Annotated in this window: 14 protein-coding genes; 9 read left to right on the top strand and 5 right to left on the bottom strand. The window is 61.4% G+C overall.

Annotated features, from left to right (window positions below):
* Positions 1-564, top strand: coding sequence for a GNAT family N-acetyltransferase (locus FJW08_RS19195; protein ID WP_140811879.1), 564 nt, complete (start codon positions 1-3; stop codon positions 562-564).
* Between the two features lie 208 nt (positions 565-772).
* The gene (locus tag FJW08_RS19190) at positions 773-1240 is read left to right on the top strand and encodes a DUF1203 domain-containing protein (protein WP_140758619.1); all 468 of its coding nucleotides are present in this window, start codon (positions 773-775) and stop codon (positions 1238-1240) included.
* Between the two features lie 228 nt (positions 1241-1468).
* Here FJW08_RS19190 and FJW08_RS19185 read toward each other — a convergent pair whose 3' ends face one another.
* Complete coding sequence (locus FJW08_RS19185) at positions 1469-2701, bottom strand: outer membrane beta-barrel protein (RefSeq protein ID WP_140811878.1); 1233 nt, start codon at positions 2699-2701, stop codon at positions 1469-1471.
* Between the two features lie 274 nt (positions 2702-2975).
* Positions 2976-4091, bottom strand: a complete 1116-nt coding sequence (ald, locus tag FJW08_RS19180) for an alanine dehydrogenase (RefSeq protein ID WP_140811877.1) — start codon at positions 4089-4091, stop codon at positions 2976-2978.
* 157 nt (positions 4092-4248) lie between these two features.
* On the opposite strand from ald, the gene FJW08_RS19175 reads away from it, so the two are divergent.
* A complete protein-coding gene (locus FJW08_RS19175) occupies positions 4249-4722 on the top strand; it encodes an Lrp/AsnC family transcriptional regulator (protein WP_140758622.1) in 474 nt (157 codons plus the stop codon).
* Positions 4723-4771: 49 nt separating this feature from the next.
* On the opposite strand, the gene FJW08_RS19170 is transcribed toward FJW08_RS19175, so the two are convergent.
* Positions 4772-5431, bottom strand: a complete 660-nt coding sequence (locus tag FJW08_RS19170; RefSeq protein WP_140811876.1) for a 5-formyltetrahydrofolate cyclo-ligase — start codon at positions 5429-5431, stop codon at positions 4772-4774.
* A 164-nt stretch (positions 5432-5595) separates the two neighbouring features.
* Between FJW08_RS19170 and FJW08_RS19165 the strand changes: the two genes are divergently transcribed.
* Both FJW08_RS19165 and FJW08_RS19160 read left to right on the top strand, forming a co-directional pair.
* On the top strand, positions 5596-6861 hold the full coding sequence (locus tag FJW08_RS19165) for an NAD(P)/FAD-dependent oxidoreductase (RefSeq protein WP_140811875.1): 1266 nt from the start codon (positions 5596-5598) through the stop codon (positions 6859-6861).
* Between the two features lie 150 nt (positions 6862-7011).
* Positions 7012-8994 (top strand): bifunctional 2',3'-cyclic-nucleotide 2'-phosphodiesterase/3'-nucleotidase, encoded by a 1983-nt coding sequence (locus tag FJW08_RS19160; protein ID WP_140811874.1) that lies wholly within the window; start codon positions 7012-7014, stop codon positions 8992-8994.
* Between the two features lie 139 nt (positions 8995-9133).
* Here the strand turns inward: FJW08_RS19160 and FJW08_RS19155 are convergent, their stop codons facing one another.
* On the bottom strand, positions 9134-10390 hold the full coding sequence (locus FJW08_RS19155) for a cyclopropane-fatty-acyl-phospholipid synthase family protein (RefSeq protein ID WP_140811873.1): 1257 nt from the start codon (positions 10388-10390) through the stop codon (positions 9134-9136).
* Positions 10391-10725: 335 nt separating this feature from the next.
* On the opposite strand from FJW08_RS19155, the gene FJW08_RS33295 reads away from it, so the two are divergent.
* Together FJW08_RS33295 and FJW08_RS19150 are read left to right on the top strand one after the other, a co-directional pair.
* Positions 10726-10860, top strand: coding sequence for a hypothetical protein (locus FJW08_RS33295; RefSeq protein ID WP_263489212.1), 135 nt, complete (start codon positions 10726-10728; stop codon positions 10858-10860).
* A gap of 135 nt (positions 10861-10995) precedes the next feature.
* Positions 10996-11286, top strand: coding sequence for a Dabb family protein (locus tag FJW08_RS19150; RefSeq protein ID WP_140758627.1), 291 nt, complete (start codon positions 10996-10998; stop codon positions 11284-11286).
* Here FJW08_RS19150 and FJW08_RS19145 read toward each other — a convergent pair.
* Positions 11256-11477 (bottom strand): hypothetical protein, encoded by a 222-nt coding sequence (locus FJW08_RS19145; protein WP_140811872.1) that lies wholly within the window; start codon positions 11475-11477, stop codon positions 11256-11258. The two genes, FJW08_RS19150 and FJW08_RS19145, sit on opposite strands and share 31 nt — an antisense overlap.
* A gap of 9 nt (positions 11478-11486) precedes the next feature.
* Here FJW08_RS19145 and FJW08_RS19140 point away from each other — a divergent pair, with 9 nt between their 5' ends.
* Together FJW08_RS19140 and kdsA are read left to right on the top strand one after the other, a co-directional pair.
* Positions 11487-12368 (top strand): VOC family protein, encoded by an 882-nt coding sequence (locus FJW08_RS19140; protein WP_140811871.1) that lies wholly within the window; start codon positions 11487-11489, stop codon positions 12366-12368.
* A complete protein-coding gene (gene kdsA / locus FJW08_RS19135; RefSeq protein WP_140811870.1) occupies positions 12365-13207 on the top strand; it encodes a 3-deoxy-8-phosphooctulonate synthase in 843 nt (280 codons plus the stop codon). Before FJW08_RS19140 ends, kdsA begins: the two co-directional genes overlap by 4 nt.
* Positions 13208-13255 lie beyond the last annotated feature (48 nt).

Here is a 13255-nt window from a genome sequence, read left to right as displayed (position 1 = left end):
ATGGAAAACGGCGTGCTGCAGGATATTGAAGTCACCGTGACTTTTCTCGAAATGCATGCTCCACCCGCCGCCTCGCCACCAGTGCCCTACAACCGCCAGGTCGCATTGCTGAAGACCAGGGACATACCCTTGCATTTCTACCGCTACCTGATGGACCGGGTGGGGCGCAAATGGCACTGGGTGAATGTTCTGAGGCTGAATGATGATGAGCTGTCGGCCGGAATCCACCGCGAGGATCGCGACATCAGGGTGCTCTACCTCGACGGTTCGCCGGCAGGCTTCTTCGACCTCAAGCCGCATCTGCCGGAGGAAGTCGAACTCGCTTATTTTGGCATGATGGAACACGCCACCGGGCAAGGCATCGGCCGCTGGTTCCTTGGCTCGGCGATCGCGGCAGCATGGTCGTACGGGCCGAAAAGGGTGACGGTGCAGACCTGCACGCTCGACCACCCCGCAGCCCTGCCGCTCTACCAGAAGCTCGGTTTCAAGCCGGTCGCACAGAAGAAGGAAGTCGTGCATCCTCTGCCTTTCGCCGAGCGCTCGGCCAGCGTGATGCGGCCGTAACTCCAGCTGGAATCTGACCGCCGCTTCGACGATTTCGTCAAGGAGTTGTCGAATTGATTAGCCGGCTTGACGATGCTGGTGATCCCTATCGAAGGTCGACGGGGACCGATCCCCAAGTCGGATCGGCTCCCGGATGGTTGGCGGGAATCGGGTGGGAAGCCCTGTCGCGAGCACGTAATTTCCGGTCGACAGCACCGGAGATATTGCCATGACCATCCAGTTCACAGCTCTGCCGACCGAAAATGTAAGGGCCTTGCAGCGCGGCGGCCCCGATGCCTATGGCCGGCCGCCCGAGCGGAAAATCTCTGACGGTGACGGCATGCCTTGCCGGCATTGCCTCAGGAATATCGCCGCCGGCGATGTCTACCTCATCCTCGCCTACCGTCCGTTTCCGAACCCTCAGCCCTATGCCGAAACGGGGCCGATCTTCCTGCATGCCCAGGAATGCGAGCGTGCCGTCGGGGCTAGGCTACCGCCGGAGATTCTCGACAGCCCGGACTATATCGTGCGCGGCTATGGCAGCGATGATCGTATCGTCTACGGCAGCGGCGGCATCATTCCAACCGACGCTATTGTGACGCGGGCAGAAACCTTGTTCGAGCGTGAAGACATTGCCTATGTGCATGTCCGCTCGGCGCGCAACAATTGTTACCAGTGCCGCATAGAGCGCGCATGAGGTCCAGGATTGGCGGCAGAAAGCTTCTGTCGCACTGCTGTCGCATGGACGCGCTAGAAAGAGATTGTCGATCGATTGGCCGACCGCGGATGAACCGGCGGCAATCTCGATATCGAGGAAGCAGGGCCTTGGCTCCGCTTTTTTGTTGCCTGCGTTCAGCCCAAGTCATCGCCGCAAAGAAAAGCCCGCCGGCATGCCGACGGGCTTCGACTGTTTGCCTGGAGGGGCTTAGTTGAACTTGTACTTCGCGCCGATGCGAACGGTCTGGAACGAGGCCTTGTCGGTCAGCGTGCCATCCGGCGCACCGAATTCGGACGAGAAATCCTTCTTGCCAAACTGCGAGTAACGGTATTCGAGACCGACGGTCATGTTGCTGGTGACTGCGGTTTCCAGGCCGCCACCGATCGTGAAGCCGCTCTTGCCCCAATCGATGATGTCGCCGATCGGATCTGATGCCTTGAGGTCGAAATGCTGGTAGCTGTAGCCGCCGATTACGTAGGCCAAGGTCGACTCGTTGACCTTGGCGCCGACGCGGGCCAAAGCATCGAAGCCGTAGTCGGAATCGAGTTTGACGGAAGTGCCGAAAATGTCGAGTTTCGATCGAATTCCAGAATAGCGACCGTCGATTTGCACGCCGGCGACCCAAGTGCCGAAATCGTAGTCGTAGCCCGCGCTCAACTCGCCAAACACGCCTTCGCTGCCAATGCCGTTGACATCGAGAGTGCCGCCACCAAGGTCGACGCCCAAGTCGTGGACCGCCGTGCCGGCTCCGAGCGCGCCACCCGCATAGAAACCGGTCCAGTTGTAGGCCGGGGCAGCAAATGAAGCGCCGCCACCGTTCTGCGCACCGAAGCGATAGTTCGCGGCGATATGGAAGGTGTGGGAGGACGGTTCCCCGTTCAACGAAGCGCCACCCAGATCGATCAGCGACTTGTCGCCAAAGTTCGCGTACCGGTATTCGGTCTTCAGCGTCCAGTTGCCGCGCAGCACGGTTTCCACGCCGACGCCGAGCACGTAGCCGCTGCGGTTTTCTGTAAAGTTCAACCCATCAGCACCGCCCGATCCATCAAGCTTGAAATGCTGCCAGCTGTAGCCGCCGAGCACGTAGCCGAGCGTGCTGGGATTGAGGAGATAGCCAGCGCGCAGGCCGACGTCGAAACCGTAGGAATTGGTCAGGTCGATGTCGACGCCTGGGACGCTGATCGACGGGCCGATATTCCCGAAATTGGCATCGATAAAGCCGCCGAGGAGGAAGCGTTCGTTGACCATATAGTCGTAGCCAGCGGTCAGCTCACCGAATACGCCATTCCCACCGACGCCGTTGAGCTCGAACACTGGAGCGACACTGAACTTGTGCACGTTTGCGCCGAACCCGCCACCGATGCCGACATAAGCTCCGCTCCAGTTAAAACCGGATGCTTCCACCGGCTGCACGACGTCGGCCGCATGCGCGGCTGACATAAGTGCCGCCGCCGAAACCGCACCGAGAAGAATAGATTTCGCTGAAACGCGAACAAACATAGCCCGTACCCCTAATTAATAAGCCCAAGATGTTTCTAGCAGGGAGATGGCCAATACAGGTATGACAAAAATGCAACAATGGGGGGCGAAGTGCCCTTACGGCACGTGCTTCAATGGATCTTCTGGGAAGCAGATTTGGCGCATCATCGCCAAAGAAAAAGCCCGCCGGAGCAAACCGGCGGGCAAGAGTATAAGTTGACTTTTTCTGGGTGTATTAGGCCGCTAGCACTGCTTTCGGCTCGACCAGTTCATAGCCGAGCGCTTCGGCGACCGCGCGGTTGGTGATCTTGCCCTTGTGGACGTTGAGACCGTTGCGCAGGTGATGGTCGTCGACCAGGGCCTTCAGGCCCTTGTCGGCGAGCTGCAGGCCGTAATGCAGCGTCGCGTTGTTCAGCGCATGGGCGGAAGTGACCGGCACGGCACCTGGCATGTTGGCGACGCAGTAGTGGATGACGCCGTCGACTTCGTAGGTCGGCTCGGCATGGGTGGTCGCGTGCGAGGTCTCGAAGCATCCGCCCTGGTCGATGGCGACATCGACCAATACCGAGCCCTTCTTCATGCCGGACAGCATTTCGCGGGTGACGAGCTTCGGTGCGGCAGCGCCCGGGATGAGCACGGCGCCGACGACGATGTCGGCCGAGAAACATTCTTCCTCGAGCGCCTCGACTGTCGAGTAACGGGTGTGGACCCGGCCGGCGAAGAGGTCGTCGAGCTGGCGCAGCCGCGGGATCGAGCGGTCGATGATGGTCACGTCGGCGCCAAGGCCGGCGGCCATGCGGGCCGCGTGGAGGCCAACGACGCCACCGCCGAGCACGGTGACCTTGCCTGGCAGCACGCCGGGTACGCCGCCAAGCAGCACGCCGCGGCCGCCATTGGCCTTCTGCAACGCCGTGGCGCCGGCCTGGATCGACAGGCGGCCGGCGACTTCCGACATCGGCGCCAGCAGCGGCAGCCCGCCACGATCGTCGGTCACGGTTTCGTAAGCGATTGCCGTCACGCCCGAAGCGAGCAGGCCCTTGGTCTGCTCCGGATCCGGGGCCAGGTGGAGATAGGTGTACAGGATCTGGCCTTCGCGCAGCTGCGCCCATTCACTGGGCTGCGGTTCCTTGACCTTGACGATCATGTCCGACTTGGCGAACACGTCGGCTGCCGTCTTGGCAATGGTGGCGCCGGCGGCGCGATAGGCGTTGTCATCGGCGCCGATGCCGGCGCCTGCGCCGGCTTCGACCAATACTTCATGGCCATGGGCGACATATTCGCGGACCGAGCCCGGCGTGAGGCCGACACGGTATTCGTGATTCTTGATTTCCTTGGGGCATCCGACGCGCATTTTCTTCTCCTGATCCGGGCCCTCTGGGGCTCACTCCCTGTATTGCTTCAGTGAACCATGAATCGGCGCGCAGGTGTTTGCGAATGCGCTTGCAGGAGAGCGCGTCCTTCGATAATCGTTGCGCAAAATACACTGATATTCGCAGGAATCACGAAGAATGCCGCTCGACAGGATTGATATCGCCATTCTGGAGACATTGCAGAAGGATGGCCGGATGCCGAACGCAGCCCTTGCCGAAAAGGTCGGCCTGTCGCAGTCGGCCTGCTCGCGCCGGCTCGACAATCTGGAAAAATCCGGAACCATCCGCGGTTATCACGCCCGGCTTTCCAACGCAGCCCTTGGCCACCAGATGACTGCAATCGTCCACATATCCCTGTCCGGCCAGTTCGAGAAGACGCTGTCGGACTTCGAGGCGGCGATCAAACGCTGTCCGAATGTGCTGTCGTGCCACCTGATGTCGGGCGAGTACGACTATATCCTGAGGGTCGCGGCCAAGGATCTCGTCGACTATGAGCGCATTCACAAGGAATGGCTGTCGGCGATGCCGCATGTAACGAAGATCAACTCGTCCTTCGCCTTGCGCGAAATCGTCGACCGGACGGCCATGGGGCTGAAGCCGGAAATGGCCTAGCGCCCGTCCGAAACCTCTTTCATGAACGAGCTTCGAAACCGGCTCCAACTTACGCCGTGGCAGCCTCCGTCACGATCCGGTCCATGGGGATGTCGTGCCACTGCGGATAGATGGTGGCGATGCGCTGCAATTCGTAGCCGACGCCGATGACCAATGGCTTGAACGACATGGCGGCCAGCGTGCGGTCGAAGAAGCCGCCGCCATAGCCCAGCCGATAGCTTGCGGGATCAATGCCGACAATGGGTGAGATGACGATGTCCGGCAGCACTGGATCGCCTTCGGCCGGGATCGGTATGTTCCAGACACCTTTTTCCAGGCGGTCGCCCGGTTTGTAGGCGCGAAAGATCAACGGCTGACCCTTTTCGACGACGACGGGCAACGCGGTGCGGCCGCCGTGCGCGTTGATCGACGCCATCCATGGCCGCAAATCCGGCTCGCCGCGAAACGGCCAGTAGAGGCTGACCATCAGGCCTGCCATGCCACCGATCACGGCGTCGAGGCCTTCCGCAATGCGTTGCGACATTGCCGTTCGCGCATCGGCGGAAACGGCAAGGCGTGCCGCGATCAGGCGTTCACGCTCGGCCTTGCGCCAGCGTCTGACGTCGGTCCAGTCGCTGAGCGGTGCTTGGAACGCGGGATCGAGTTCATGCATGAAGCAGGGCGACGAGGCATACTGTGCCGGACCCTGTTCGTCATGATCTTTAGCCATGCTTCACCTCATCTCGTGTTCGATGACGCTATACCTCGCGATACGATACAACATGTGCATTCACGACATGGAACGACGAGTCTCGCACACTGTCCCGCCATTGTTGCATTGCACAAAACCACCTACATCTAGCCAGGCAATTTTGCCCATCAAGGGTGAATGAAATGAGCGATGCCAGACATCATGTCGTCGTCGTCGGTGCCGGGTTCGGCGGCCTCGAATTCACCCGCGCTCTGGCTGGCGTGCCGGTGCGCATCACCATGATCGACAAGCGCAACCATCATCTGTTTCAGCCGCTGCTCTATCAGGTGGCAACCACGGCGCTGGCGACCTCGGAGGTGGCCTGGCCGATCCGCCATCTCCTGCGCAAGCGCAAGGATGCGACCACGCTGCTGGCCAATGTCACGGGGGTCGACCGGACCGGCAGACGTGTTTTGCTGGAGGACGGCAGCGCCGTCACTTACGATACGCTGGTGCTCGCCACCGGGGCACGCCATGCCTATTTCGGCCATGACGAATGGGAGCCTTTCGCGCCGGGCCTAAAGACGTTGGAGGACGCCACCACCATTCGGCGCCGCATCCTTCTGGCCTTCGAGCAGGCGGAGCGGGAACCCGACCCCGCAAGGCGCCAGGCGCTGCTGACCATTGCCATCGTCGGCGGCGGGCCGACCGGCGTCGAACTCGCCGGAACCATTGCCGAACTGGCACATGACACGCTGCGCGGCGAATTCCGCAACATCGATACGCGCCAGACGCGCGTGGTGCTGATCGAGGCCGGCGACCGCATTCTGGCCAATTTCGCGCCGAAGCTCTCCGATTATGCCGGGAAGGCGCTGGAACGGCTTGGTGTTGTGGTCGAACTTGGCCGGGCCGTTACGCGCTGCGATGCCGAAGGCGTGGTTTTTGGCGACACGGTTCTGCCGGCCCGCACGATCCTGTGGGCAGCCGGGGTTGCCGCTTCGCCAGCCGCCGAATGGCTGGGAGCGAAGGCGGACCGGGCCGGCAGGGTATTGGTCGAGCCTGATCTCAGCGTGCCCGGAAGCCCGGAAATTTTTGTCATCGGCGACGCAGCACTTGTGCTGCGGCCCGACGGACGGCCGGTGCCCGGCGTGGCGCCTTCCGCCAAGCAGGAGGGACGGCATGTTGCCGCGACCGTCAGGACCAGGCTTGCCGGCGATACGAGCCCGCGGCCTTTCCACTACAAGCATGCCGGTGATCTGGCGACGATTGGCAAGCGCGCCGCCGCGATCGATTTCGGCTGGATCAAGCTGACCGGCTGGCTCGCCTGGTGGCTGTGGGGCATCGCCCATATCTATTTCCTGATCGGTTTCCGCAACCGGCTTGCGGTTTCGCTGAGCTGGCTATGGATATACGTCACAGGCCAGCGCAGCGCCCGGCTGATCACACAGGGTGACGACGACAAGAGCTGACTTTCTTCACCGCGCTTTTCATCTGGCCGTCATCTGTTGCTGATGGATTGGCGTGCCGATGCGTGCGACTTCTTGAGTGGACTTGAGCCGATTTCGGCGCGAAGTTCGCTTCGGGGCAGGGCTTGTCAGGTCGTCGAAGAAGGAGAAACCATGTCGCAACTGCTCCATCCCGTCTCTCGCCGTGGTCTCCTTGCGGGGGCCGCCGTCACAGGGGCGCTAATCATGCTTCATCCCTTCTCCGCCCGTGCGCAGGCCAACCAGGCGCATCTGAGAATCATGGAAACCACCGATATCCATGTGAACGTGCTGCCCTATGATTACTACGCCGACAAAGCCAATGACACGATGGGCCTGTCGCGCACGGCGTCGCTGATCGATGCGGTGCGCAAGGAAGCCGCCAATTCGATGCTGATCGACAATGGCGACCTTTTGCAGGGCAACCCGATGGGCGACTACATCGCCTATGAGAAGGGGCTGAAGGAGGGCGATCTCCATCCGATCATGAAAGGCATGAACCTGCTCGGCTACGAGTGTTCGACACTTGGCAACCACGAGTTCAACTACGGCCTGTCTTTTCTGGACAAGGTGCTGGCCGGCGCCAATTTCCCGTTTGTCTGCGCCAATCTGATCCGGGGCACCGTGCTTGCCGCCAACCCACGCGACGACAAGCTCTACCTTAAGCCCTACATAATCCTGGACAAGAAGATCAAGGACGGGTCAGGCGCGGAGCAGCCGATCAGGATCGGCATCATCGGCTTCGTACCGCCGCAGATCATGGTCTGGGACCTCAAGAATCTCGAAGGCAACGTCAAGACGCGCGACATCGTCGAGGCGGCGAAGGCCTGGGTGCCGCAGATGAAGGAGGAGGGCGCCGATATCGTCATCGCGCTCTCGCATTCCGGCATCGACGTCAAGCAGGGCGACATGATGGAGAACGCCTCGTTCTTCGTCGCCGGTGTCGAAGGCATCGACGCGGTCTTCACCGGCCACCAGCACCTGGTCTTCCCCGGCAAGAAGGATTTCCAGGCGCTCGAGGGCGTTGACGCCCAGAAGGGGACGCTGCAGGGCAAGCCCGCCGTCATGGGCGGTTTCTGGGGCTCGCATATGGGCCTGATCGACCTGATGCTGGAACGCGACGGGTCGAAGTGGAAAGTGGTCTCGGCGACATCGGAGGCACGGCCGATCTTCGAGCGGGTCGACAACAAGAACAAGCCGACTGTCCCGGACGACAAGCGCATCATCGCCGCTCTCGAGCAGGACCACGAGGCGACGCTCGCCTATGTGCGCCGCCCTGTCGGCAAGACCTCGGCTCCACTCTATTCCTATTTCGCGCTGGTGGCCGATGATCCGTCGGTGCAAATCGTCAACCAGGCGCAGAGCTGGTATCTCAAGGATATCCTGAAGAGCACCCAGTGGAAGGACGTGCCGATGTTGTCGGCGGCGGCGCCCTTCAAGGCCGGCGGGCGCAGCGGCGCCGACTACTACACCGACGTGCCGGTGGGCGATATCGCAATCAAGAACGTCGCCGACCTCTATCTCTATCCGAACACGGTTCGCGCGGTTGAGATCACTGGTGCGCAGGTGAAGGAATGGCTGGAGATGTCGGCCGGCATCTTCAAGAAGATCGAGGCAGGGAAGGCCGACCAGCCGCTGATCGACACCGAATTCCCATCCTACAATTTCGACGTGATCGACGGTGTCAGCTACAGGATCGACTTGTCGCAGCCGCCGAAATACGATGCCAAGGGCGGGATCGCCAATGCCGGTTCCAATCGCATTGTCGACCTGAAATTCGACGGCAAGCCAATTGATCCAGTCGCGAAATTCGTCGTTGCGACCAACAACTACCGTGCCGGCGGCGGCGGCAATTTTCCCGACATCAATGCCTCGAAGATCATCTACGAGGCGCCGGACACCAACCGCGACGTCATCGTCCGCTACGTCGTCAGCCAAGGCACCATCAACCCCTCGGCGGATGGCAACTGGTCGTTCGCGCCGTTGCCGGGAACCAGCGTCGTCTTCGAAACAGGTGTCAAGGCAAAGGACTTCATTGCCGATGTGAAGTCGCTGAAGATCGAGCCGGCCGGCGAGGGTGAAGCTGGTTTTGCCAGATACCGCATCCTTCTCGGATAAGGCCGTCAAAGCCGGATGCGGTCAGTCTTGGCCGCATCTCCAGGCCCCTAGTCAGCCACGAAGCCAATGCTTCAAAAGGGCGATGTCGAGATCATGCCAGATATTCGCATTGGCAAGGAAGTCGACGTGCGTGCCCAGCCTACGCCTTGTAGACCACCTGGCGCACGTCGATATAGCTGGTGCGGAAACCGGCCTCGCAGTAATGCAGGTAGAATTCCCATAGCTTCTTGAAACGATCGTCGAAGCCGAGCGGCACGATCTTCTCCCACGACTCCCGGAAGCGCTGGCGCCATTCTGCAAGCGTGCGGGCATAGTCCTCGGGGAAAACGTGTTCGCGTAAATGGGCAAGGCCATGCGTGGCGCCAAGCGACTTCAAGATGGACGGCGTTGGCAGCATGCCGCCCGGGAAGACGTAGCGCTGGATGAAATCCGGCCTGGCGCGATAGGTGTCGTAGGCGGCTTCGTTGATGGTGATGATCTGGAGGCCCGCAGTGCCGCCAGGCTTCAGGCAGGTCTTCATCTTGGAGAAGAATACCGGCCAGTATTTCTCGCCGACCGCTTCGAACATCTCGATCGAGGCGATGCGATCGTAGGTGCCGGTTTCGTCGCGGTAATCCTGCAACTTGATGTCGACCTTGTCCGTCAGCCCGGCCCTGGCGATGCGCGCCTTGGCGAAGTCATGCTGCTCGCGGCTGATGGTCAATCCGGTAACCCGGCAGCCGATTTCGCGTGCCGCGAATTCGGCAAAGCCGCCCCAGCCGCAGCCTATCTCCAGCACATGATCCTTTCCGCCGATACCCGTATCCCTGGCCAGCGCCCTGTACTTGGCGGCCTGGGCGCTCTCGAGATCATCGGCGCCATTGGCATAAAGCGCCGAGGAATAGGTCATGCTCGGGTCGAGCCATTCATTATAGAAGGCGTTGCCGAGATCGTAATGCGCCGAAATATTGCGCTTCGACCCCGTGCGTGTGTTCTCGTTGAACCAGTGGCGGATGCGCTGGACCGTGTTGATGAGCCAGTTGGCGCCGCCCGCGACGCGTTCGCCAATCGCCGAATTGACCACGAACAGTTCGAGGAAGCTGGTGACGTCAGGGCTTTCCCAATCGCCGTCCATATAGGATTCGGCAACGCCGATCGTGCCGCCCGAAAAGGCGCGGCCCGGCAAGCGCCAGTTCTTGAGCACGAGTTCGGCGTCGGGACCCGGCGCCTTGCCGCCGACGAGAACGGCGCGGCCGTCCGGCATTCTGACCTTCAGCGAACCGCGCGGCAAGTTCATGGCCGCCGACAGTACCATGCGCGCCTTGGCCGGCAGTCCCTTGACGATCTCGGCGAAGTTGAATTCATCGAGCCTGACCGCGTCGCCCGGCGCTATGCCGTGATGTTCCCCGTGTCCCATTCCATGCCCCTGGATCTCCGTGGTGTCGGTGCAATTGCCGAGCCACGGTTCTCTTGGATCATCCGCCGGGTTCGAACGCCTTGCCTCGACCGGCAGCTTGCGAATCCGGCGACAGGCGGGCTCGAACAAAGCGCACACCCCTTTTGGCCAGAGCTTCAGCGCTTCCAGTGAATGCCTGCCACAATCTTCCACGTCATGAGGGGGAACTTCAAGAGGCATGCCGAGAGCTGAACTGTGCCACGCGGCGCCGGCATCCGACGCCTTGTGTAAGGTTGCTGCAGCCCGAAATCAAAAACCCCTATGGCAGCAGCAGCGCTGGTGCGATAGCTTTAGCCATGCGTTATGTAATTGTCATTGCCGCCATCGCGTTCTTCCTGATCTGGGATGGCCTCTACAATCAGGGCCGGTATCTCGACGTCACGGTCAGGGAGGTTTCCCATGCGGTCCGCTACGTCACCGGCAAGACCTAGACATCCCCTTCAAATTGGGCAGCTGAGGTCCAGCATCGGTCGAGGCGCGTCGCAAGGACGCGTGGCGCCATGACCGGTTGACGCGAAGAGACCGCCGTCACAAAAGACCCCGACATTCAGATCGAGGAGGCGGGATTGATCCGGCATATCGTTTTCTTCAGCGCAGGGCGCAAGGAAGATGTGGAAGCAGTTCGCACGGGTCTGCTGGCGCTTGGCGATATTCCTCATTCCAGCCTCTTCGAGGTCACGTTGAACACCAAGGTCGACCCGCTGTCGGATGAAGTCGATGTCGTTGTCTACGCGGAATTCGCCGATGATGCGGCGCTGGCCGCCTACAAGGCGCACCCGCTCTATGCGCAGACCACCAGCAAGGTCAAACCAATGCGCGAACTGCGCTATTCCGCCGATGTCGTGGCCGGAAGCTGATCCAGCGCTTGCTCCAGAAGGTGCCGTTCGCGGCGCCCCATGAAGTAGCCGGGCAGCACGTGAAGGCCGCCGGGAAGGTTATTGGCCTTCCGCCAGGCCCTCAATTCGGCCAGCGCGACGCCAAAGGCAAAGTCCACGCGATGCCGCCGCCGGCGATCAAGTCTTGAACCGATCTTCCGAATGATGCACATCGCGCTTCCATGACCTCATCAGGCATTCATCCGCTCGATCATCTGGTTCTGCCGACGCAGAGCCTCGATGCGGCGCGCGCCCGGCTCAACGCACTTGGCTTCGTCGTTGCGCCGGCAGGCATCCATCCGTTCGGTACGGAAAATTGCTGTGTCTTCTTCGCCGACGGCACCTATCTGGAGCCGCTCGCGATCGGTGATCGGCAAGCGGCGGCGAGGGCCTGCGCCGAGGGCAATGTCTTTGTCGCGCGCGACTGCCTTTATCGCGAAAGTCGTGGCGATGAGGGATTTTCCGCGGTGGTTCTTGGCACGGACAATGCCGATGGCGACCATGAACGCTATGTCGAAGCCGGCCTGTCGGCGGGAGACACGCTGAGGTTCTCGCGAGCCTTCACCGACACGGCGGGGAAAAGCGACACGGCGTCGTTCAAACTCGCCTTTGCTGCGGCTCATGGCCAAACGGACGCATTTCTTTTTGCCTGCCAGCGCATCAATGCGCCGAAAGTGGACCGTGCAGCATTGCAGGCTCACCCCAATGGCGTCGACGGAATTGTCGAGGTGATTGCAATCAGCGGCGCTCCCGCCGAGCAGCACCGGCTGATTTCAGTGGCGGTCAACGACCCGTCCGCCGATGCGCAAGGCGGCGCTTTTCATCTGCCGAATGTGGTCTTGACCGTGCTGGACGCCGCCTCTTTCACGGCGCGCTTTGGAATACCGGCCGGGGTGCCATCGGAATTGCGCTTCGCGGCCGTGATATTTTCGATCCGTGACATTGGCGCCGCCGCAAGCCTGCTTGCGGCCAATGCCATCCAGCACGATATGTCGGGCAATGACATCATCGTGCGGCCGGCATCCGGGCAGGGCGCGGCTTTCATCTTTCGGGAGATACAATGAACAACCCCCTGGCGCCCAATTCGTCGGTAACCGTCGGCAATGTCGTCTTCGACAATGCGGCACCCCTGGCGCTGATCGCCGGTCCATGCCAGTTCGAATCGCGCCAGCACGCCTTCGACATGGCCGGTACGCTGAAGGAACTGACCGGCAGGCTCGGCATCGGCCTCGTCTACAAGACGAGCTACGACAAGGCCAACCGCACTTCGCTGTCGGCGACGCGAGGCGCCGGCATGGACGCCGCACTTCCGGTCTTCGACGAATTGCGCAAGGAATTCTCGCTTCCCGTGCTGACCGATGTTCACACCGAGGAACAGTGCGCGATCGTTGCGCCGCATGTCGATGTGCTGCAGATACCGGCTTTCCTGTCGCGCCAGACAGATATGCTGGTCGCCGCCGCAAGGACGGGCAAGGTCATCAATGTCAAGAAGGGGCAGTTCCTTGCCCCCTGGGACATGAAGAACGTGGTCGCCAAGATCACCGGTTCGGGCAATGCCAATGTGCTGACCACCGAGCGCGGCGCTTCTTTCGGCTACAACACGCTGGTGTCGGATATGCGCGCTCTGCCTGTCATGGCCGAGATCGGCGCCCCGGTGATCTTCGACGCCACGCATTCGGTGCAGCAGCCGGGCGGGCAGGGCGGGTCGTCTGGCGGCGAGCGCCGCTTTGTCGAGACGCTGGCCCGCGCGGCCGTTGCCGTTGGGGTTGCCGGCGTCTTTATCGAGACCCACCAGGACCCTGACAATTCGACCTCGTCCGACGGCCCGAATATGCTGCCGCTGAAAGACATGCCGGCACTTCTGGAACGGCTGATGGCCTTCGACAGGATTGCAAAGGGCTGAAAAGCCAACGTCTTGTAGCAAACAAGCCCCAGTTGTACGCTTGTCCGG

The sequence above is a fragment of the Mesorhizobium sp. B3-2-1 genome (assembly GCF_006439515.1).
In the GTDB taxonomy this organism is placed as follows: domain Bacteria; phylum Pseudomonadota; class Alphaproteobacteria; order Rhizobiales; family Rhizobiaceae; genus Mesorhizobium.
The sequence above is the reverse complement of the archived record's forward strand: the minus strand, read 5'-3'. Positions and strand labels throughout refer to the sequence as shown.